Annotated in this window: 14 protein-coding genes; all 14 read right to left on the bottom strand. The window is 33.1% G+C overall.

The window, feature by feature from the left end:
• Nucleotides 1-206: 206 nt before the first annotated feature.
• Nucleotides 207-1,538: a methyl-accepting chemotaxis protein gene (locus EHE19_RS09860; protein ID WP_137696102.1), complete on the bottom strand. Its 1,332-nt coding sequence runs from the start codon at nucleotides 1,536-1,538 to the stop codon at nucleotides 207-209.
• 12 nt (nucleotides 1,539-1,550) lie between these two features.
• The gene (locus EHE19_RS09865; protein ID WP_137696101.1) at nucleotides 1,551-2,240 is read right to left on the bottom strand and encodes a PDC sensor domain-containing protein; all 690 of its coding nucleotides are present in this window, start codon (nucleotides 2,238-2,240) and stop codon (nucleotides 1,551-1,553) included.
• A 443-nt stretch (nucleotides 2,241-2,683) separates the two neighbouring features.
• Nucleotides 2,684-7,048: a family 43 glycosylhydrolase gene (locus tag EHE19_RS09870; protein ID WP_137696100.1), complete on the bottom strand. Its 4,365-nt coding sequence runs from the start codon at nucleotides 7,046-7,048 to the stop codon at nucleotides 2,684-2,686.
• A gap of 1,016 nt (nucleotides 7,049-8,064) precedes the next feature.
• The gene (locus tag EHE19_RS09875; protein ID WP_137696099.1) at nucleotides 8,065-8,661 is read right to left on the bottom strand and encodes a C40 family peptidase; all 597 of its coding nucleotides are present in this window, start codon (nucleotides 8,659-8,661) and stop codon (nucleotides 8,065-8,067) included.
• Nucleotides 8,662-9,961: 1,300 nt separating this feature from the next.
• The gene (locus EHE19_RS09880; RefSeq protein ID WP_137696098.1) at nucleotides 9,962-11,563 is read right to left on the bottom strand and encodes a family 43 glycosylhydrolase; all 1,602 of its coding nucleotides are present in this window, start codon (nucleotides 11,561-11,563) and stop codon (nucleotides 9,962-9,964) included.
• 425 nt (nucleotides 11,564-11,988) lie between these two features.
• On the bottom strand, nucleotides 11,989-13,083 hold the full coding sequence (locus tag EHE19_RS09885; RefSeq protein WP_137696097.1) for a GntR family transcriptional regulator: 1,095 nt from the start codon (nucleotides 13,081-13,083) through the stop codon (nucleotides 11,989-11,991).
• 311 nt (nucleotides 13,084-13,394) lie between these two features.
• Nucleotides 13,395-13,904: a dockerin type I domain-containing protein gene (locus EHE19_RS09890; RefSeq protein ID WP_137696096.1), complete on the bottom strand. Its 510-nt coding sequence runs from the start codon at nucleotides 13,902-13,904 to the stop codon at nucleotides 13,395-13,397.
• Nucleotides 13,905-14,029: 125 nt separating this feature from the next.
• A complete protein-coding gene (locus tag EHE19_RS09895; protein ID WP_137696095.1) occupies nucleotides 14,030-15,982 on the bottom strand; it encodes a glycosyl hydrolase 53 family protein in 1,953 nt (650 codons plus the stop codon).
• Between the two features lie 689 nt (nucleotides 15,983-16,671).
• On the bottom strand, nucleotides 16,672-17,313 hold the full coding sequence (locus EHE19_RS09900) for a precorrin-2 dehydrogenase/sirohydrochlorin ferrochelatase family protein (protein ID WP_280513975.1): 642 nt from the start codon (nucleotides 17,311-17,313) through the stop codon (nucleotides 16,672-16,674).
• 333 nt (nucleotides 17,314-17,646) lie between these two features.
• On the bottom strand, nucleotides 17,647-18,693 hold the full coding sequence (gene hemA, locus EHE19_RS09905; protein ID WP_137696093.1) for a glutamyl-tRNA reductase: 1,047 nt from the start codon (nucleotides 18,691-18,693) through the stop codon (nucleotides 17,647-17,649).
• Nucleotides 18,694-18,950: 257 nt separating this feature from the next.
• Nucleotides 18,951-19,817 carry a 4Fe-4S dicluster domain-containing protein gene (locus EHE19_RS09910; protein WP_137696092.1) on the bottom strand — a complete coding sequence of 289 codons (867 nt, stop codon included), beginning with the start codon at nucleotides 19,815-19,817 and terminating at the stop codon, nucleotides 18,951-18,953.
• 346 nt (nucleotides 19,818-20,163) lie between these two features.
• Entirely contained in the window at nucleotides 20,164-21,972 is a 1,809-nt protein-coding gene (locus EHE19_RS09915; protein ID WP_137696091.1) for a GTP-binding protein, read from the bottom strand.
• Nucleotides 21,973-22,854: a sulfate adenylyltransferase subunit CysD gene (gene cysD, locus EHE19_RS09920; RefSeq protein WP_137696090.1), complete on the bottom strand. Its 882-nt coding sequence runs from the start codon at nucleotides 22,852-22,854 to the stop codon at nucleotides 21,973-21,975.
• Nucleotides 22,855-23,218: 364 nt separating this feature from the next.
• Entirely contained in the window at nucleotides 23,219-23,944 is a 726-nt protein-coding gene (locus EHE19_RS09925) for a phosphoadenylyl-sulfate reductase (protein ID WP_137696089.1), read from the bottom strand.
• Between the last annotated feature and the right edge of the window lie 57 nt (nucleotides 23,945-24,001).

Genomic DNA, 24,001 nt, shown 5'->3' on the forward strand with positions numbered 1-24,001 from the left:
AAACCACCAGTGTGCAGCTTTTTTCACCCATTATATTTTTCTATCAAATCTATTACTGATTTTTATTTTGTTAATGCTAATACTTATTTTTAATTCAAGCCATTATCAATGCATTGTATATCTGTTACGTTTAAATAAATATATGCTATCACTAGTTTTCACAGAAAATCAGATATACCATCCGTTATCCCCTTACAACATATAACTTATGAGAATCTTTTTACAATTCCGTTGATTGCAAGTGCGTTTTCTTTATTTTGGCTGACAATAACCGTCATTTCTTCTGTTGTTACTTCTGTTTGGTGCGCTTTAGCCAAAATATCCTGACTGTTCACTGTCTGAGAATCTGGAACATCTGATACTGATTTAATATGAGCCTGAATTGTATTTACTGTTTCAACGAAAGTTGAAGATGCACCAGCAATATCATCAATAATGACCCGAATATCCTGAATTGACTGATGATAATCATTAGTTGCATTTTTAAACTCAACAAACTGTGCTTGTACATCCTTTTCCAGAAATGCAATAACCTGATCAAAACAGGATTGAATATTTGTAATATTATTTCTTGTTTCATTACATATTGCTTGGATTTGAGTAGCAGTATCAGATGAACTTTTGGCCAAATTGCCAATTTCTCCTGCGACAACAGCGAATCCTTTTCCTACATCACCTGCTCTTGCTGCCTCAATTGAAGCATTTAATGAAAGTAGGTTTGTCTGTTTTGTTATATCCAGAATCTTTGATGCCATTTCATCTATACGCATCAATGATTGTAAGTCACTCAATGCACGTTCAATTGTTTTTTGATTTTCTACTATTTGTTCACTGATTGTTTTCATTGAGTCATTTGCGAAGCTTTGCATTTGAGCAACTTTTTCAAGTAACGTACTACTATGCAGATTACCCTGACGAATTCTTTCTTCTACCCCTGATACTACATGAGCAACTTCCGCTACCTCATGATCTACTTTTGAAACTGCTGCATTTACTTCTTCTGTATGCTCTGCAAATAATGATGTTGCCTTTGCGTTATCTGATACGCATTCTAACAAAACTTCCGATGAATCTTGAATAGCAATAGCAGATTCACTTAAAGAAGAAGAACAATTGCTAAGAGTATATACAATTTCTTCTAACGCATCATACAAAGAATTCATTGCAGTAGCAATCTGTCCGATTTCACTCTTTGTACCAATCCATGGTTCCAATTTTTTATTTTTCTGTAATTTTAAATTTGCAAGTTGTTTGATAGAATCTTCAACATATCGCAAAGGCTTCGTGCTTAATCTAATCATTAAAAATGACAGTGAACTGATAACAAAAACAAAAAATAAACATATCATACCAAGTACTCTCGAATTCTTATTGGAATCACTATAAATATTCTTTTTGCTATCATATGATACTACAGCCAAACCATTTTTGCTGATATATTTGTAACTAGCAACACAATCACCTTCTGTTTCATCAGTATAATAAAGTTCTCCGTAATTACTGTTACCCTTAATTTTATTGATAACACTTAATAACATAGGATCTTTAATTTACTGTGCAATCAAAGTCTCATCATCGGCAAATATATATTTTCCGGTCATAACATTAATCATATAGTATCTAGCTGTTTCTTCTTCTCTTTTCAATTTATTTAAAATATTCTTTAAACTTTCTGCGAATGGTCCACCACCTACATAACCTACAATTGTAGTTCCATCTGTGTCATACACAGGGCAGTACATAGACAAAATAAGCTGTCCGTTTGCCGGAGAAACAATTATTCCTGCATTATATAGTCCATTTTTCATTGAATCCTGTAATTGTTTTAGACTGTCTCCTTCTTTCCTCCAGGTGCGTCCTACGTTAGAAGCATTTGAATGTGTAATACAATGAGTATTCCACTCTCCGATATAAATACCTTCCCAATTATCAAGTCCTGCAAAGTAGCTTTCAGTATAAACTTGTGCAATTGCTTGCTTTTCAGAATTATGTACATCCTTTAATAATTCTCGTACTACAGGAGCCTTACTAAAAGAAACTAATAAACTTTCTTGATTTGTTATATACTGTTCAATAAGACTTGTACGCGCTAAAAGATTTGTATCCACTTGATTGTGCTCTGACTGTTTCATCATGCTGTTAATTGTTGTGTTTGCCATAACATAAAGCAAGCCGATACAAACAATGACAATTATCAGTATTCCCAATGTGATTGTTCTAGTTAATTTCCAGTTCTTCATTATTTGAATACTCCTTCCTGTATTGGAAATTAGTACTAAGTTTATAAATGCTCATTCTTATATAATACCATATATTTCGACAAATGCAATCAATAAAATATAATATTTTACAAGAAATTCTTAATTTATAATAACCTACGGCAGATGATATTCTCACCTTTTTGCAGTTAGTATAAATAACAAAATCAGTTAGATATGAGTAGTGAATAAGAACTATCTATTAAATTCAGCAGTAAAAATGACGCCAACCGTTTCAACGATTAGCGTCATTAAAAATTTCTATTAACTTTTTTATTAATTTTGTGTCTGCAAACATTGATATGTCCACTATTTTTTCTTAGCTTTGCATCTACTATATTGTAACATGTACATAATTTCCATTTGTTTTCATGTATATTTGAAGGAAGTACCTCAAGCAATAATTTTAATTGAGGTTTATACTACTACCTCTCATAAGGCAGCTTATCATATACCCCCAACAAGTAACCTTTGAGAATTGCCAAGTCAATAGCATTTATTTCGCCATCTCTATTCAAGTCTCCAACATACATTACATCTTTTACGTCAAAGCTGTCTCGCATACCCAGCAGGTACTGTTTTAACAATGCAAAATCAATTGAATCAACTGCTTTGTCACCATTATAATCACCTACTATATCATCATTAGCAGCATTTACTATAATTGTTGCTTTAACTCTTACTTCTGATTTCACTTTTCCGTCAGCAAATGGTGAACCAAAGTTTGGTGTGCCGTCACTGTTCCAGAATAATTTTTGAACACGAGTGTGTCTGCCTGCATCATATAGAGGTTCATAGCTGCCAGATATATATTTTTCTTCTTGACGTGCGTGGTATACAAGAATATCTTCACTGCCATCCTCTGATACTGTAAAGGTATTGTGTCCTGGTCCGTATTGGCCTGCCTCTGTATTTAAGGTCATTACTGGATAAGGTGTCTTCACCCATGATTTAGGATTTAATAAATCGCTGGTATCAGAAGCTGTAAGAAGTCCTATGCAATATAGCGCATCTGTTCCGCTTGCAGAATATGCAACGAATATTTTTCCATTTCTTTTAATTACACTTGGTCCTTCGTTTACCTTGTAAGCATGTAATTCCCAATCGTAGGTTGGTTCTGCAATTTTAACAGCATTAGTTTCAATTGTGTATGGGTCCTTCATTCTTGCAATATATAGGTTTGAGTTAGGATCATTTTGTGCCCAAATCATATACAGTTTTCCGTTATGCTCAAAAACAGTTTCATCCAGAGAGAAGCCAGTAAATGCCATGTCTGAAGAATTTGTTTTCTTAACAAGACCCTTGTCCTGCCAGTTACTCTTTACCATTGGGTCTAAATTTCCTGGGCACATCAATACATGAGGACGTATTGCCCAAACATCAGTGCTGGATATTGTAGTTGTATAGTAGATATACCAATTGCCGTCGATAAAGTGTATTTCAGGAGCCCAAACATGCGGACTCTTATTTCCGCCAAGTGGAGCCTTTGTATATATTACTTTTTCTTCTGCAGTGGCAAGTCCTTGAATAGTGGTTGCTCTTCTAAGTACAATTCTGTCATATTGGTACATTCCAACATTGTTATGTCCGTTTGAACCGTCTGTATAAGAAGCAGTAAAGTAATAATAGCCATCTGTATGCTTGTATATACAAGGATCTGCCCTGTTTAATATAAGCGGATTGTTATACTCATTATCATATAGTGTTCCTTCTACAGTTATAGTTCCAGTGCTTGGATTTAGAGCAGGCTCAACCATAGCATCCCATGTTACCTTAGCACTTCCTGTAGTACCATTGCTGTAAGTTACATTAACTTTTGAAGGCAATTCAGGTAATTGACCTGCTTCCTTTTTAAGAATTACATCTTCAGCACTTATAATTTTAACTGGCTCGTTTGGAATGCCAAATTCTTTTGCAATTTCTGTTTCTGTTAATGCACGGTTGTATACTCTTACATTGTCAAAATAGCCTTTAAAGTATGAATCTCCTGAATAGAAGGATTTACCTAAATAAGCCAGCAGCCCTGTACCTAAATCCGACATTGATAAGGATACATTATTGTTTCTGCCAAGCATTAAGCCATCCTTATAAATTGCCATACTAGTAGGCGTTATTACCAGCTTTATATTCATCCACTTGTTTGCTATTGCTGCTGTTGTGGCTTTAACTTCTTGTTCGTTTTGAAATGAATTTATTGTTATGGCATTTCTGCTTTCAGTATCTCTAGTTCTAAGGAACATGTATTTATTAGTATCTTTTCCCACTGTAAAGGTAAAGAAATTACCTGATACTGTTATGGGCTTAATGTCCATTGAAATAGTTACAGTGTCTCTGCCATCAAAGAAGCCCTGAGGAAATGCAGCAAAAGTATTTGTTGTTCCATCTAGATATAATACTTGAGAATTTTTCTCAGAGTCCCTTACATAAGTTGCGTTTCCACTTAATGTACCAGTTCTATTATTACCTGATGTATCAGCTATTGCATTTCCTGACTTTGTTTCATCAAATTTATATTCTAGTACTGGCTTTTGTTGTGGCTCCTCAAAAGTCATACCACCCCATTTTGCCATTACAGCATTGTATTCTGCCTGTGTTATAGGCATTACTGTTCCATGACGAGGCCCAGTTGGCAACTTGTACTCTGAAGAGTTCAATTTTGTAAACACACCTGAAGAAATGTCTGTGGATACCATTGGATAGTAACCGCTGCCTCCATAGTAGTCTAATAGTAGACACCATTTGTTCTGACCGTTAAACTTGAATATTGCTGGGCCTTCAACACCTCTCTGACTTTCAACACTAGTTGATTGCAAATATACGAAATTCTTATTCAGTAACTGGTCACATTTATCTATTATAATGTTTTTATTTACCTCATCCTTTGAAAATCTGTAATATATACCTTCATGCTTGATGATGGTTGTATCTATTACATCATTACTTCTGTCAATATATAGCTTTGGTTCGGTAAAGGTGTAGAAGTCTCTTGTTTTTGCTATATATATTCTAAACTTACTAAAGTTATCTGCTCCTATTCTAGATGCCCAGAACATCACATATTCTCCTGTTTTATCATCGTATACAATTTCAGGAGCCCACGTACAGCCTGCATCATCTCTTGAAACCTTAACCAGCCTTTCTTTAGACCAGTTCACTAAATCATTGGATTCCCAAACAACAACAGATTTACTTCCGTATGTTCCGGCATGATCCCAGCCCTTGCCATTTGCTATTCTCAGGTCTGTTGCTACCATATAGAACTTATCACCTTCAGGTGATCTCAAGATATACGGATCACGTACACCTTTATCTCCAACGGTTGAAGTCAATACTGGATTGTTATTATTCAGTTCATTCCAATGAAGTCCATCTTTACTTGAAGCAAAGTATATCTGCTCTGCATCTGGTCTATTAGTGCCAGTAAAATATGTAAAGAAATATGCCTTATAATCTGATTCACTTATAGGCTTTGGCTTAGCCTTAACAGTAATAGTTAAATCTGTTGTACCAGTTGCAGTTCCTCTAGAAAGTTGCGCTGTTAGTTTTACTTTGGTGTCTTGGCTTGGTCTTGTAACAACACCAGCAGGTGTGTTATCATAACCTGAATTAATTATTTCATTTACATTAACAATATCAGGTCTGTCAGTTGTCCAAGTTAAATTAACCGCAACTCCGTCCACAACAATTGATTTAGGCAATGTTATATTTCCACGTATATCATTTGCATTAGGAATGGAAAGCTGCCTTTTTGCCAATTCAATAATTGGGTCTTCTCCTGGCAATATTGCTTTTACCGTTACATTAAATACCTTAGTATCTTTTACATTTCCTCTTGCAATTGTGGCTGTAAGTGTGACTTGCTTATCTGTATCAGGATATTTAGGGCGAGTAACATTACCTGTTGTTGAAATAATACTTGTATCTGATGATTGCCAGGTAATAGTACTTCCATTTACTCCTGCTGTTGGCAAAGTGATTTTTGAAATAACAGAACTTAAATCTCCAAGGTCTAGCTCAGCTTTATCCATTGCAACGATATCAGCCGATAAGATATTACTAATATCAACAACCTCTGACTGGCTTAGTGCTCTGTTGTAAAGTCTAAAATCAGCCACTTTACCATTAAAATACTTATCCTCAAGATAAGGTGCTCTTCCAATAAAATTTTCTACTGTAGACTCGATATCTTTAGGAGCATATTTGACATTTTCATTAGATGCCACTTTAACCCCATCAACATAAAGAATACCTGTAGTTCCTTTTTGAGTATATGTAACATACTTCCATACTCCTGTGCTGAATGCCGAACTTACTCTAGTGTTTTGTTCGTCACTCCAATGTTCTCTTGCAAGCATAACCCTGTATACATTAGGTTCTAGCAAGAAACCAAAATAATGTGCGTTTACGTCTTTTTTGGAATCTATAGTAGTACCAAAAGTGAATATCCAAGATGGGGTAATGTTAGCCGGGTCAACAAAAATTCTTGCACTAACCGTTGTTTCTGTCAGCCCTGATAATAATCCATTGGGCATTCTTATATACCCTGAGTTACCATCTAGCGAAATTGCGCCAGAACCATTCTGTGCAGCTATCCAGCTGTAGTTACCATACAAAATTCCATCTCTTCCATTTCCAGAAGAATCGGTTACTTTTGTGCCAGTTCCCTCGTTAAACTTGTACCAAAGCATCAAACTAGCATCAGCATTTGCTTTTCCTTCAGGTAAAAAAGAAAATAGTTCAACAATGAACACGGCAATTAGAAAATAAGACAAAATTCGCTTTTTGAACATTTACATCCCTCCTAAAATAATTTTCATACATTCCCCTATAAATACTCTGATTTTATATTGTTATTTAAATAATTTTCGTTGGAATAATTAATATCAATAATCAACTCTTTCAGTAATAAATTATAGGTGCAGGAGATTTTTATCAGGAAAGTTGATTATTAAAATTATTTATTCAACCTTTCCAGCTAAAATTAAAAGATTAAACTTATATAAAATTATAAATGGAAAGTTGAGTTATTTATTTAAATTATCCAACATTAATCTAAGTGGAACTTAAGTTGCTTAAAATAGTTAATGAATCATAGTATTTATTTAAAAGTCAGAAGGTATTTAGTTTGCCTTTAGTAATATTTTATCATATTTAAATAAATAATAGTAAATATTAGCATATTTAGGTCAAAAATTTGCACTTATAGAGAGTAAAGAAAGCTACTGATTATGAAGATTTCAATCATAAAATCAACATTCAGTAGTTAATGTTTTTGGGTTTATCTTACCAATAGAAAGACAAAAAATAATTGCATAATTTAGATGGTGAATATTTATTCCCAAACTAATTGATGCAATTATTTTTTATAACTCAAACTCGGCAGACTTAATTACGGCTTAAGTCCCGATAAACTCCACCTGGGATTTCTGAATATCATGCCTGCCACCGTATAGGAGTAGAATCAATCTTCCACAAATCTCCCCAATCATCATTCTTACATAGTTTCAAGCGAACATCCTTACTCTCATCGATGAACACAACTCTCTGCACTAAAAACCGACTCAATCGCCTCAGTCACTGACAAGCGGATAACCTCAAATAACTAAAGCGTACCTATACTAACTTAACAGTGTCTTAATCTGATTAGCAAACTGGAAAGTTAAGCATGTAAGCAAAAGTAATTTTCTAGTTATATTGGCAATAAACTATTGATAATTCCCGCACCAATAACTTTTGTGTGCTAAGATTGAGTTTATAATTTATCACTCAGATTGACCATCCATTTGAAAAATTAAAGTATTTTTGCTTATAAATTATGCCTTGCTCCCCAAAGAAAATATTTTTGGCACCAAGTACCCCAAGTGCTTAAAATTTGTACATCCTTTTCTTCATTTAAGTTAGAAATCCATAAATCATTTCCAATATATATTCCTACATGAGTAATAACCTTATCAGCTCTTGTGGAAAAGAACATTAAATCCCCAAGCTGAAGCTGCTTAAAGGTCATAGGCTGCCCTGTTCTTGCCTGTTCACTGCTGACTCTTGGTAAATTTACTCCAAACTTTTTATATATATGCTGTGTCCAACCACTGCAATCAGTTGAATATGGAGGATTATTTCCACCGTATTTGTAAGCAGTAACAGATTGAAGTGAACGTGCATAGTCTACTAAATCTCTTTTCTTTTGATCTTTTGTTCTTACAATAATATAATCATTTACGTCAATCTTGTTTGGATTCTCAATATGTGGATTTAAGGAAATTAAATCTGCTAAACTCATATTAAATTGCTTGGCGATCTTTGCCATTGTGTCGCCCTTTTTAACATAATATTCAGCATTAGCAGATGACGCAGAAATGGTTACAAAAACTGCTACTAATGCCGCTGCTATTATTTTTTTCACGAATTTTCTCCCCTTTTATCTGTAATTGTGAATGTTCACAGACTTATTATCTCTTTTTTCTACTGATAATATTAGAATTTTGGTTTGCAATTTCTTCAAAACTTACAAATATATTTTTTACTAAAAAATAGATATAATTTTTTGAAATGATTTTGCCTTTATAATATACAATATTAATACTAGTTACTCGAGTACCAGTGTTATTTGAACTAATCAGTAAGGTTGTTATTACATCATGATAACTTATCCATTAATGTTAGCTTATTTAAACTTAAATCACATAATCTTTTATTGTCTATATTGGTATGCAAGTACAACTTAGATAAATATGATACTTGGTTAAAGATATTTGTTTGAATTTGTAGGTTAAGAATAGTTTATTCTGCCGTAAAACCCTTCAGGACATAGGTTTTAGCGAAACAATGAAGCATGGATGCTGAATGTGAGCGACGGAATAATTAACTATGATGAACTAATACAAATTCAAAAGATATCTTGTGAGTAACACATTTTGATAAGTTTGTACGGGAGTACCAATAAAACAGCACTATAATCATCACTTAAATTCTTTTTCCAAGTATACTCTCAGGTTTTTTCAAATATCTTTGTACTGTCAAAGGATTATATTGGAAAAGGAATCAATAATTGAAGCACTTCTCTAGTACACAGACAAGCTATGGTAGGTGAAAGATAATCTTTACCAACAATATCTGTTATCTTGTTTTTTATATCATTTTTTCCAGCTATAAGTGCCGTATTTGCTTCACTCTCATGATGGTCATAATAATTAAGTAATCCGCTAAATACCGTAGCACCAAAAGTACCTCCTGAAACACAGCTTATTCCAAATAAGTGATTTCTAAAATCAGGACAATCTCTTTGGACTCTTGCTAAAAACTGTGCACTCCAATATGCAGCACATATACCTCCTCATTCAGATAAAACAATAAACATAGGAACTTTCTGACTTTTGTCAATTGATTATTCTTTTAAATCTATTCTAAAGTATCCTATTAATAACTAATCTTTCCTAAATGAATGTATAGGTATCAAACATATCAAATGGAAAGTTAGTTAAATCAACTGGAAAAGTTGAATTTTTTAGTTGTTTAGCTTATCAATTGAAAGTTAGTAAATAAGCAAAAAAAATCACCCTATCATATTTGATAAGGTGATAGCATTAAAATATAACGAGCTATTTTACTTTAGAGCCTTAATTACTTAAACTATAAATTGCTATACCAATTTAATTATATTATTCTTCATTAAATTGAAAATAAACCCGCTAATATTTTAATATTTATTTTACTGGAAGCGAAGGGATACTTCCAAGTAAATACTGTTTAAGATTTGCAAAGTCAATAGCATCAACAGCATTGTCTAAATTTACATCTGCAGCTAATTTTCCATTCTCAGCTGGGAAATCAGTAATGCTACCCATTAGATATTGTTTTAGTGTAGCAAAATCTAGAGCATCAACGATTTTATCTCCATTTACATCTCCATAAATAACAGTAGGTTGTGTTGTTGCTGCATTAAATTTCCACCAACTTACATTGAGGAGGTAATCGCTTCCACCTGTGAATCTGAGGTATAAATCATGTACACCTGTTGCACCACTAACAGCACAAGTTTTAGTTTCATAAGTTTGCCAACCACCAGTTGATGGTACTTCTAAAGTACCAACCAATTTTCCTGTTGGGCTGTCTAAACGAAGCTCTATATTTCCTCCTTTAGTGTTACTTGCTACTCTAGCCTCAAAACTTTTAGCGCCATCGCCAAAATCGACGCCTCTCACTCTAATCCAGTCTCCATTTTCAATAAATGCAAGATTACGTCCGCCTTCACCGCATTCTTCTGTTTCAATACCACTTTGCTCAGCCATAGTTACTGCTAAATTCTTTACATATGGATCTACGTATTTTAACTGTTGTAAACCGTCTTTTGTGATTGTAACTTTCTTTATAGTACCATCAGAATTATATTCTAGACGGTCTATACAAACATTTCTTTGATATGTTGTGTCAACTTTATTTTGCATTGCTACATATCTATTATGATATGCAATATACCAATTATCTTTAAATGTAAATATTGAATGATGGTTATTGTTACCGCTGTTATCAGGTGGATTAGGTAATACTGTACCCTTATGCACGAAACCTGTTGTAGGTTTATCACTCATCATATATTCAATAGTAGCCGCACCTTTTGAGAAGTTACTTGAATATGTAAAATAGTACTTTCCTTTATACTTATGCATGTATGAAGCTTCAAAGAATAGTGGAGCTGTCATTGTTTGAGCAGAACCAACAGTACTTACCATATCATTGCCTAACTTGATAACTCTTATATTACTTTCACCATTTCCTCCGAAATACATATAAGCTTGTCCGTCATCATCTACAAATACACCTGGGTCAAATAACCACATATTGTTTGCAGGCATAACTCCAGGAGTGTTAGAATCTACTAAAGGCTTAGTTCTTACATCTTTAAAAGGACCTGTTGGGCTATCACTTACAGCAACACCGATAGCACTTCCGCCATTACCATAATACAAATAGAACTTATTATTACGATAAACTATTTGAGGTGCCCATGACTTAGTTGCTCCCCAACTGCAATCTTTAGATGGAGTAAAAACTTCACCATGGTCTGTCCAGTTCTTCATATCATCAGTTGATATACATGTAATATCAGAAATTATGTAATTTTCTTGACCATCATTATCATGTGACATATAAAGGTAAAGTCTTCCGTTATACTCAACTCCAGTAGGGTCTGCTGTATAACGCTGAGAGAATATTGGATAGTCTGCAAAACTAACTGATGCTGAAGAAAGCAATATAGCACTACTTATAAAAGCAGCTGCAAAAATTTTCTTGATTTTATTAAACATTTAGAATACCCCCTTAAAATAATTTACTGTTTTTGCTGTCTTATAAGTGCTGTTATTTTGCACTTTAAATACAAACAAATTTAAGTCTAATCTGCGTTCAAAGCCAAATTGAAAGTTTATGAACTAAATTATATGTACATTACTTTCGTTTCTGATTATTTTTGGTAAATTAGGCTTTAAACATTAATCACTTAAGCATTTCCCCCCAATTTTTGCTTGATCTTTAGTTTGAATGGACTGCCACATTTCATTGCCTTGCAATTACTTACTTTTTAAATGGAAAATTAAATTTTTTATGCGATAGTCCAATTAACCTCCTTTCATTTAAAAATATTTGATTTATACAATCTTGTACAGTTGTGCATACAAGTAAGTATAAACATTAAATAACTCATCATTACGCATTATAATAGAAAAATCTAATTCTATCTTTTTCTGCATGAGTCTTTTATAATAAGTTTAGGTATAATTATCTTTTGTATAGGATTATTCTTGTAGTTTTTATCATTAATTAACTGTAAAAGTATCTTTGCTGCCTCTTCCCCTAATACTTCTTTTGGATGACTAACGGTAGTAAGCTTCACAGGACAATTCTCAGATAAGAAAGAATCATCAAACCCAGTAATTGAAATATCATCGGGTACTTTTAGTCCTAATTTATTAAGTAATGGAAACATTTTAAAAGCAATTTCATCATTATAACAAGCAATTGCATCTATATTTCTTTTTTCTTCAAGCATTTGCTTAATTATGGCAAATGGTTTTATTTCTTGCTCTTCAGTATGATACCATATAACTGAATCTGGGTCATATGGCAGCCCAGTATCGGTTAATGCTTTTGCATAGCCTCTATGTCTGTCTATGCCCTGAGTATCATCTGCTTTAAAAATTCCAACAATATTCTTATGTCCTAGCTTAGCAAGGTACTCCACTACAGAATACATACCTGCAACATCATCTAATACTACTTTAGATTTACCTTCTAACTCTCTGTAGTCACCATGTAAAAACACATAAGGAATATTATGCTTATCAAAAGCTTCATAAAATTTAAGATTATTAGAAAAAAGTGCGCTCTTTGTAGGCTCAATAATCAATCCTTCAATATCCTTACTTAAGAGGTCTTCAAAATAAAGAGCTTCATTATTTAAAATATTACTTGTATTTTTCAAAATAATGCTATACTTATTGTTTGATAGTACTCTCTCTATACCTTCTATAACTCTTGGAAAAATATATTCTGAAATATATGTCATTATAACACCAATATTTTTGGAATCATTTCTCTTACTGCTTCTGCTTAGGCAAAAAGTTCCTCGACCATGTTCGGTATAAAGATAGCCTTCATTTACTAGCATTGATATAGCTTTTCTTACAGTATGTCGACTTAATTTATGTGTTTCAGTAAGTGTATTTTCTGATGGTATTTGCTCTCCGGGCATTATCCTTCCCATTAATATCTCTTCTTTTAAATGTTCCATAAGCATATAATACTTAGGTTGATTATTTCTACTTTGCACTTTGATACCCCTAAAACCAAAATTTGTATATATTACTATAAATAATTATATAATATAAATTCAAGTATTACAATTAATTATTTTATGACATTTTTCGCGCTTTAAATATTAGCTACTAATTCATCAAATATCTTGGAAGTATTACATTCAGATAAGTTAAAGAATAAATAAGTCAGTACTTAAAATTTACCTTTAAGGTTTAAAAATAATTAGCACAGCCAGTTAAAATTCTAAGAATATTTTTACAACAAACTATTGATAAGAAAGATAATTAGGACAGATTATACCTAAATGTGTCCTAAAACAAGTCATTATTTCGATGGTAAAAAATCAATTGAGCCTAAAAGATACATTATAAGAGCAGCATAGTCAAGTGCGTCAATGAAGCCATCTCTATTAGTATCAGCAGCTTCCTTACTATCTAATTCAGTTATTATTCCAATTAGGTATGCTTTCAAAGCCGATAAATCAATTGAATTTATCTCCCCATCCATAATAATATCACCTAATTTGAAAGCGACTTTGGGAGTCAAAATTATTTCATTACTTGCAGCCGATAAATTACCAAATACATCCTTTGATTTTACAGTTAGTCTATGAGAAGTGTATTCTGATAAACCAGTTATAATACATTGGGTAGTTTTACTAGCAGAAATTAGTTTAGAACCATCATAAATATTATAACCTGCTACACATACATTATCTTTAGCTTCTGTCCAAGACAAGCTAATTGTTGAATTGGTAAGATAAGAACACGTAAAATCTGTAGGCGCAGTTGGTGCTTCAGTATCTTCTGGAGGCTCAATTACAGTATAATTCATTTTAGTAATATCAGCACTTCCATTGCTTTGGTAGCCATCTACTAAAAACTTACGTCATTGAATTTTTTCTGAATAGGAGATTCAATAAAAATCTATTTAACAAAACGCTAAGTGAATATAGTTCATCAATTATTATATTTATAAGCATTTATTGCTGGTAAAATTACATGATTAAAATCAAATAGCGTTGTATTAGCTACAACATTTGTATCTGCTTTATTAGTTGCCTCAACAATAGCCCAGCCCACACCATTTTGTTCTACCATTACAGGGTCCCAGTAAATGTCTCCGATACATCTTCCATCTTTTACATTCTTCAAAGCATTAAATAATTCCAGCAAAAAGTCTCTTTGACCATTTGGTGAACTTTCATAATAATTTTCATATGCACCATTATTTTTTAGCTGTCCCTCATATCCATTAGGCAAATATTTATTAAAGTTATATCCTGTTTCCATGATTATAATATCTTTATTATATCTGGCACAAATCTTGTTACAGAAATCAACTACTTTGTTTGCTGTAATGCCCGTATAATAAGGATAATATGAAGCACCTATAATATCGTACTTTATATTGTAAGTTTTACAGTTATCAAAGAACCATATGTATTTGTCAGAATTACCAGCATCGTCTAAATGAAGTATTACTTTTGTATTAGGACTTACCTCTTTTACTGCCGTATATCCTGCATTAATAAACCTTCCTAAATTAGCAAAGTTATTGTAGCTGCCATATGGATATAGCATGCCTGCCTGTATTTCATTTCCAAGGGATACTGTTTCAGGTATTGTGCCTTGTGCTGCCATTTGCTGCATAACACTTTTTGTATAGTTATAAACCAAATTTTCTAGTTTAGCTACTGCGTCTTGAGTGGATAATCCTGCGATTTGTGATTTCCAATCTGTAGGAATATTCTGAGTCAAACCATTAGTCCAAAAATCACTATAATGTAAAGTAAGCTGAATAGCCATATTTGCATTTTTTGCGCGCTTTGCCAATCTTAAGATATCCTCAAGGTTCAGATAATTTTCCTTTAAATAATATTTACCATCTCCGCGACCCTTTCCAGGATTATTATATAATCTAAGTCTCGCAATATTCCAACCATTATCCGCTAATAGCTTAACTGCATCCTGCTCTTTTCCGTTTGAATCATAAAACTTAGCTCCCATATCTTCTACATAGGTTAATTCAGAAATATCTCCTCCCACGTAGAACTTCTTTTGCTGTGACTGATTGCTTTCTCTATTGATAGTAAAATCATCAAGATTTACCCAATTTTTTGCGTTGGCATCACTATAGAAGCCAATTCTAATATTACCGTCTGCACCAACTTGGACTCCTCTAACTGTAACTAAGGTCCATCCATATTGCTGTGAGTTCTCGGTATTTAAAGCATTTGTTACTGGAATAGCTGTCATGCATTTATTTTGTCCTGTTCCGTGTGCATAAAGATATGCACTGTTCTGGTTTCCACCATTTTGAACGTAGCAGGTTATATAATAGTAACCCGGCTGCAGTCCTGTAACGTCTTGATAAATATCCGATACATAATTGGATTCAGCATAACAAGATAATTGATAACGCCCTGTACGAGATGCTCTTGAAGATGCATAAGTAGCACCTGTTGTATTTTTAGAGCCTAATGTCCATCCATTAATACTGCCATCCTCAAAGCCGGTATTAGTAAATACTTTATTAGCAGGTTTACCTGTAGGAAGAGAATAAATTATTTTCATTAAATAGCTTTTTAGTATTGCGAAATCAATAGCATCTATCTGACCATCAACATTTACATCAGCAGCTGATAGATTTATCCCCTGAGAATCGCTGCCTAATAAATGTTTTTTTAATAAAGCATAATCAATAGCATCAATATTTCCATCATTGTTTATGTCGCCATATGTAGTAATAGAGGTATTAGCATTTAATTGCCTTTCATTTAATGTGATAGTGGAATTTGACAATGCGCTGAATGAAGAACTAATATCTGTTGCCTTTATATCTTGGGGTAAAACAGTCATTGAAATGAATATACTTAATGATAGTATTATTCCAAAAACTCTTCTTTTCAAAATAATCCTCTCCCTTTTAATAAATTTGTTTAAGATGGTTAGAACTCAAATTAATATTAATATTGTAGTACTAGCTTACGGAGATTTCTGAGAAAACTTATAAAATGGATCACTCTAATGAACTGTTGAAAAACAAAATTTCTGTATACCGATGAATTGTTGCAAGAAATAGTACTAAGTAGCATATATATCTATTTGCTAAGCTCGGTTAGAAATTGATGCTAGAAATAATAGGTGAAGAACAAGTATTGTAGCCGACACAGCATTAGTCAGTAGCTGTGAGTATTAACCCGAGACTGGATGCCTTGTTAATACGGTCGGCGGAAACGCTTGTTCTGAACCATAATTATTTCAGCATCAATTTCGTGAGTGAGCAATAGATATATACTGCACGGAAGTACTACATATGCATCTTACTGTTGATATGTATTATTTCTTGTTTTACAACATACTTAATCCAAGCCTTCCATTTAGCTAAGTTGTACTCACATACCAGAATAATTAATAAGCAATTAGTAGCTTTCCTGCAAACACAGTTCAATATAATTTATCACAATTTGTTAATTTAATGATACAATGATATGGAAGGCCTGTAAAGAATAATTTATACATACAAAAAACACCTATTCCTTACAAATAATAAGGATAGGAGTTTTGGATTTACAGTAACTTTGTTAAAATTTTTGAGTCTAAGCATTACTGTTTCTTATGGATAATTTTGATTTATAGTTTAAAAGTATATCTAGTAGTGCTTGAGGTTTAATATTCCCTTTGTCATAAAATTCATCTAAAACCTGGGCAAGTATTTTTTCTCTTTCTTTTTTACTAAGATTACTGTGACTAACCCACAGTCTGAAATCAGCAAGAAGACTAACAATTTCTGAATAGTCCTCAGTGATATATTTTTCTGTTACCTTCCTGATTTTTTTCGCAAGTGCTGGATACTTCCCTGAAGTAGAAATTCCAATTGTTAAATCACCTCTATTTACTACAGAAGGAAAGAAAAATGTACATTTATATGGGTTATCAACCACATTGACAGGTATATTACTTTTAACTGCATCCCTGTAAACACGCTCATTTACCATGGGTGAAGATGTAGCTGCAACTATTAATGCTGCGGTATCAATGTCCCCTTCACTATATTCTCTTTTTATCAATTTAATTTTTTTATTAATTTCTAAGTCAATAAGTGTCGGATTAAATTCAGGAGCAATTACAGTTAAATCAGCTTTATACCTTAGCAAAACTTCAACTTTTCTTGAAGCCACCTCTCCCCCTCCAATAACAACACATTTTTTGTTATTAAGATTTATAAACAACGGGAACATACCCAACTTTTACTCCACCTCAAATCCCTTCAAAATATTTTATTTGTTAGTTACTATTCAGCCTTTTAAGTACAATGTACAGCAAAGTTTATACTGTAACACTCATTGAACCATGGATGGTGAATATGGAAAGGTAGCTTATAGATGAACCAAAAACACATCACTTAAGTAAATACCACTCACATTAGCAAAAAATGCTTGCTCTTTTTGAGACTCGCAAGTTCACCATGTAAGTACTAACTATACTTTCGAGTTATTTTTCAGCAAACCATAGATAAGTTATAACACCTCATAGACTCAGCTAATAATATTTTAAGTTTGAATAGTAACTTATCATGCCTTCTTTAATAACGAGTTTCTGTATTTATACCATCTGATAAACTCATTAATATGACAATTAATCTGAGTTTCAATATAATCCATATCCAGCTGACTATGGCCATGGTCTTTAACATTTTTCAGTTTGAACTTTTTTAATTGATCAATATTATATAGTTCAATATTTTCATTCTTACTAATAGCCTCATCAAAATCCCTTGGTACAGCTAAATCAATAAATAATTGCTTCTTGTTAGAGTTGACAATCTCCTTTTCAAGCATATCCTGGGTTATTATATAGTGAGGACTGGACGTAGCTCCTATTACGACATCACTTTCTCTTATATAAGAATATCTGTCTTTATAATTGATTATGGTTACCTTTGATTGATTTATTTCATTTGTCAAAAGGCCATTTCTCTGAGTAATATATATTTTTGCTGCACCCAATTCCTGTAACTTGAAGCAAATAGTCTTACCTATTTCGCCTGAGCCAATAATCAATATATTTCTATTAATCACACTCTCTCCATAAATATCTTCAATGAGAAGTACTGCTTGGCCTGCAACCGAAGTAACTTTATTCAAAAAAAGGTTTCTTGTATGAAATTTTTTTGAAGCCGTAATGGCTAGCCTTGATAAGGTATTCAAAACTGCTTTACTTGTTCCGTACTTAATGGATATCTCATAAGCACTTTTAAACTGTCCTAATATCTGTTCTTCACCAATAATCATTGAATCCATGCCGGAGGCAACTTTCATAATATGTCTGATAGCGTTAATGTCTGAATATACATAAAAGTACTTTTTAACCTCATATATATCTAAGCCCTTTAATATGCAAAACTGCTTTTCAATGTATCCGGTATCTTCAATGGTATTTTCTGAAAAAATGTGTAACTCAGTTCTGTTGCAGGTAGAAAGCAGGGCGCACTCCATAATCCCATCAAGAGATTTAATACTAGACAGGATATATTCATATTCATCGCTCTCAACACTGAATTTTTCGCGTATTTGTATCGGAGTTGTTTTATAATTCACCCCGATTACATATAATTCCATGCAATATTCACCTCATTAATGAAACAAGGAATGATTATATAATAAATTTATTGTGATTCAAATATTCCTTCTTAATATACCTTTAATTATAACATTAAAATTCTATAGCATAAAAACTCCTATTTACTAAAACCTGATTGCTTAACTTTTTCTTAGGCTGCTTTTTGGCAATCAGAACAATTTACTGTTAATGGCAAGAAAACTCTTACTATAATTCTGCGTATTAACAGGACATCTTCTTAACTATATCTTCTTAACTATGACCTTATATTTTCAAATTCTTTTTCAAGCAAATCCCAGCCAACTCTGTCAACAGTATTTCTGAAGCGCTCTCCCTGCTTAGCATGTTTTTCATAAAATTTAAGTGTAATATCTACAATCTTGAAAAGTTCCTCAGTTGAAAAAACAATTGGCAAAAGCTGTTTTGCTGTTGCTATTCTGTTTCCAAATAGCCCTCCAAAGTAAACAATAAAACCTTTAGTACCTTTTAAAGCTTTAGTTGGACAGCCTTTCACACAACGACCACAGTTATTGCAGTTTGATTGTTCATATACAAATTTTTTCTTGTTTCTATCAACAGTTATTGCTTTCCGACGACATACTTTGCTGCATAAACCACAGAAAGTACAGCTACCCTCTTCCCATTCTGGTTTCATAGCACCCTTTACACCAAGGTCGTTTTCTTCAGCCTTCAAACAGTTATTAGGACAAGCAGTTATTCCAATTTTAAATTTATGCGGCAACTGCTTGCCATGATATTTGCTATCAAACTCATATGCAAGAGCAGTAGAATCCATAAGTCCATTAGAGCAAATGCTGTCACCGTGGCAGGCAGTTATAGTCCTCACTGCTGCTCCACATGCACTGGGCTCTAAACCTGCTTTAGCTAATTCCGCTTTAACTGCTTCTATATCTTCAAGCTTTATGAATGGAATTTCAATACTCTGTCTTGAGGTCATATGTACATAGTCTTTACCATATTTTTTGGCTACTTCCGAAACCTTTAAAAGTTGGTCAGCCTTAATGTGTCCTCCAACAATGTTTACTCTCAACGAAAAGTTATCCTTCTGAGCCTGAGGAATGAAACCGTTCTTTTTTAGTTCTTTATAATCTACCTTTGCCATAAATACTCTCCATTTCAGGCAACAAGAGTTGATTTGTTCAACTCTATTTACCTTTGATTTTATTTATATTTAAATAATAGTTACTTATTTAGTCTTTGACAATACAAAATACAGAACAGATGTCTTATTACAAGAAATAGTACGCGAGTGTAATATATATATATTTTTGTTTTGCAATAGTTCTTAGCATACTATGATTAAGTAAATACCACCGAAATTGGCAAAAACACTTGCGTTTTTTAAGACTCGAAGTGCACCACATAAGTACCACCTATACTTTCGAGTTATTTTGTCAACAAACCCTAGGCTTAATAGTATCCTATAATATTCTATCATAAAAAACTATTTAAATATAATAATCTACAATTATCTCCTTCTGCTTAAGTAAATCACATACAGAATCAACAGCTTTCTTAGTTGCACCCTCAATGCTAATATTGGCATCAGGTTTAAAACTGTTAAATGGTGAATCACCAATATTTACAATTAATATCTCATGTGGTTGATTTAATAATTTAAGCTTATTAGCTTCATAATCGTCCAAATTAAATACAGAGGTTATGAATATCTGACCTGCATCGGTGAATATTCTTGCCAACTCACCAATTTGTCTTATTTGATTTTCTCTTGCTTCAAAGTCTGACACATTGTTAGATGCAAGACCATGAAGAAGGCTGGAAACCCCAAGATAGTAAGACTTGTAATTCATTTTGAAAAGTCTGTTTTCTAAGTACTTTCCTATATCACGAATAATTTCTTCATTTTCTTCACTTCCAGTTGTTATAACCACAAACTTAGATTTATGCCCATAAATTTCTTCTCTGTCCCTAGAAGTAATCAAACCCTTTTCCCAGAGATATTCTCTGTCTTTTATTTGTTCTATAAGGGTATTATTGCTATCGGAGACTCCTTCTAAAATGATTCCGCCACCTGATATTTCATAATTATCTACTATTACAAACCTTCCTGTAAATTCAATATCCGAAATAGGGTCAAATGCAATAGGCTTTGAAGTTTCCAAAATACACTCAGCCACATCATGCCTTTCAACCTGATCCTTAAAGGAATCAATATTTAATTCTGCTGCGTCTATTATATTTAAAATATCAACAAGCTTAACACCTATTTTCATTGTACCTATTTTCAATTTATAGTTTTTGTTTTTTACCAGCGGTGCTTTACCTACCCAAAAGATATTTACTCTAAAGCGTGAACTTATAACTGGTTGATTTTCATTCACTTTAACCATCAACTCACCGGGCTTAATATATATCTGAGTTGTTAAGGTAAACCCAATAGCTTCATCGGCAAATGCAGTATCTCTAGGTTCTACATTAAAGCCTTCAATGCTGTTAATTGTGCTTCTTTTTTGAGAAGGGAGAAATAAAACCTCATCTCCAGTCTTAATAGTACCACTCAAAATAGTACCTGCAACTATTCTTCTATCATCATTTCCTTCTGTGAATTTGTAAATGTCTTGCACAGGCATACGAAATGGAAGTTGGTAATTTTCTTTTTTATTTATAAAACTATCTAATTGCTCTAGAACTGTAGGCCCCTCATACCAGAATGTATTTTTAGATTTTTCAGCTACATTGTCACCATTAAAAGCACTTATTGGAATAAAGTTTAAGGGCTTTATATTAATTTTGCTCAAGAATTCTGTAAATTCTGCCTGTATATTATTAAATACATCTTTATCAAAGTTAACCAAATCCATTTTATTTACTAGGACAACAACCTGTTTGATTCCAAGCATTGAAACAATATGTCCATGGCGTTTTGAATTCTCTTTGATACCTTCTTTTGCATCAATTACCAAAAGTGCAGCTTCAGCTCTGGAGGCACCTGTTACCATGTTTTTGAGAAATTCTATATGTCCTGGTGCATCAATTATTATATAGTCTCTTTTACTTGTTTTAAAAAAGCATCTTGCTGTATCAATTGTGATTCCCTGCGACTGCTCATCCTTCAAAGCATCTAAAAGAAATGCGTATTCAAAAGGCCTTGAGTTCTTCTTACAGAATTCCTTAACTGACTCAAGCTTTCCCTCTGGAAGAGAATCTGTATCTGCAAGTAATCTGCCAATAACCGTACTTTTTCCGTGATCCACATGTCCAACAATTACTATATTCATTTGTTCTCTGTTATCCATTTACATATACCCCCCTCTACGCAGTGTTTCTAGTCCTCCGCCATCATCCTTGTCCTGTGCACGGCCTGATCTTTCAGCTATATTTGCAAATTTTCCACTCTTTAATTCTTCTATAATTTCACTGACATTCTTAGCTGATGAATCGACCGGTGCTGTACAAGGATAGCATCCCAAGGACCTGTAGCGTTTTCCATTGCCTTGGTCAAAATATAGTGATGTAATAGGAATATTTTCTCTTTCGATATACTCCCAAATATTTAATTCTGTCCAATCAAGAAGAGGATGTATTCTGATATGAGTTCCAGGAGCAAAGTCTGTTTTAAATTGATTCCAAAATTCAGGTGGTTGATCTCCTACATCCCAATCATTTTCCTTATCTCTTGGTGAGAAATATCTCTCTTTTGAGCGACTGCCTTCCTCATCTGCCCTAACACCCACAATTACACCTGTATATTGCTCTCTGTTAGTATCTAGCACGTATTTTCCAGTCTTATGATCCATTACATATCTGTTCCATTCACCTGAAAGTGTATTTTTTAATGCGTTGGATTTTAGTGATTGACAGCATGTGATTCTGTCTACTTTGCCATCAGGAAATGTATTCTTTTGTGCCAAAGCTTCGGTATTTTCGCCGTAAACCATTGTAAGCTTCCATTTTAGTGCCAGTTCATCTCTGTACTTAATCATTTCAGGTATTTTAAAATGTGTATCTATATGTACAAGTGGTATTGGTACGTGACCGAAAAAAGCCTTTCTTGCAAGCCATAATAATACGGTGCTATCCTTTCCGATAGACCAGAGCATACAAATATTTTTAAATTCTCTGTATGCCTCTCTAAGTATATGAACACTTTGCGCCTCTAATTTATCTAAATGATTCATAAAAACCCCCCTTTAAACGCATAAATACGTTTTTATAATAAAATGTTAGTTGATAGCTTTGATGAAAAGCATTCGTACCAAACTTTTATATCAAAAGTTTCAGTTGCATAAGCATCAAAGTTAATAGGTATCTCTTTTTCTAAGTACGATAAATACAGCAAAGGAAACATGCGAAGCTGATGAAAAGCACATATGTATGTCTTTTTCCTTGTTCGCTAAATACAGCTGTAAAACATACTAAAATGATGAATATCACATAGGTATGTTTTTTTAAGTTCGCTAAAAACAGCAAAGGAAACACGCCGAGTTAATGGAAATCACATAGGTATGACTTTTTCGCTGTAATTATAAAATAGTATCAATTTCACTTAACAGAAGAATGTCCTCCCAAATGTAGTCCGCATTCTTTTTTGTCTGGGTCCTCCCACCACCATCTGCCGCTTCGTACATTCTCTCCTGGCTGTATTGCTCTAGTACAGGGCTGGCAGCCAATACTTCGGAATCCCTTATCGTAAAGGCTATTATAAGGTAAGTTATGTGCTTTTATGTATTCCCATACCTTCTCTTCCGACCAGAATATAATAGGATTAATTTTATATATGGAATTTCCTTCGTCCCACTCAAATATTTCCATATCCTGACGAGTTGGTGACTGTTCTCTTCTAAGACCGCAAATCCATCCGTCTACAGTGCTTAAAACTCTTTTTAATGGCTTAACCTTTCTAATTTCGCAACATTTTTTTCTAAGTTCAACGCTTTCATAAAAGAAATTCGGACCAAGCTTTGATACATATTCTTCTATATCAGCACTTTCTGGTGCATAAACCTCAAAATTGAACTTGTAACGCAGCATGGTTTCATCCATTAAGTCATAAGTCTTTTGAAAATGTCTCCCAGTATCAATAACAAAAATTCTGGCTTTAGGATTGATTTTTAATAGCATATCTGTAAGAACCTGATCCTCTATTGAAAGACTTGAGGCCAGTGCAACATTTGAAACTCCTAATTTTTCAACTATAAATCGAATAGCCTCTTCCGGTTCTTTATTTATAAATTCAGTGTTTAGTGCTTTTAGATTTAGTTCCTGCATTTTTATCCCCTTTCAAATTCAACTTTCATATTCAAATATGATTAATAATTAACTTAA

Source organism: Ruminiclostridium herbifermentans (assembly GCF_005473905.2).
GTDB classification, from domain to species: Bacteria; Bacillota; Clostridia; order Acetivibrionales; family DSM-1351; genus Ruminiclostridium; species Ruminiclostridium herbifermentans.

Coding starts and splice junctions, on each gene's coding strand:
- EHE19_RS09860 (WP_137696102.1), bottom strand. CDS start 1,538: ATGTTATTAAGTGTTATCAATAAAATTAAGGGTAACAGTAATTACGGA.
- EHE19_RS09865 (WP_137696101.1), bottom strand. CDS start 2,240: ATGAAGAACTGGAAATTAACTAGAACAATCACATTGGGAATACTGATA.
- EHE19_RS09870 (WP_137696100.1), bottom strand. CDS start 7,048: ATGTTCAAAAAGCGAATTTTGTCTTATTTTCTAATTGCCGTGTTCATT.
- EHE19_RS09880 (WP_137696098.1), bottom strand. CDS start 11,563: ATGTTTAATAAAATCAAGAAAATTTTTGCAGCTGCTTTTATAAGTAGT.
- EHE19_RS09890 (WP_137696096.1), bottom strand. CDS start 13,904: ATGAATTATACTGTAATTGAGCCTCCAGAAGATACTGAAGCACCAACT.
- EHE19_RS09900 (WP_280513975.1), bottom strand. CDS start 17,313: ATGTTCCCGTTGTTTATAAATCTTAATAACAAAAAATGTGTTGTTATT.
- hemA (WP_137696093.1), bottom strand. CDS start 18,693: ATGGAATTATATGTAATCGGGGTGAATTATAAAACAACTCCGATACAA.
- EHE19_RS09910 (WP_137696092.1), bottom strand. CDS start 19,817: ATGGCAAAGGTAGATTATAAAGAACTAAAAAAGAACGGTTTCATTCCT.
- EHE19_RS09915 (WP_137696091.1), bottom strand. CDS start 21,972: ATGGATAACAGAGAACAAATGAATATAGTAATTGTTGGACATGTGGAT.
- cysD (WP_137696090.1), bottom strand. CDS start 22,854: ATGAATCATTTAGATAAATTAGAGGCGCAAAGTGTTCATATACTTAGA.
- EHE19_RS09925 (WP_137696089.1), bottom strand. CDS start 23,944: ATGCAGGAACTAAATCTAAAAGCACTAAACACTGAATTTATAAATAAA.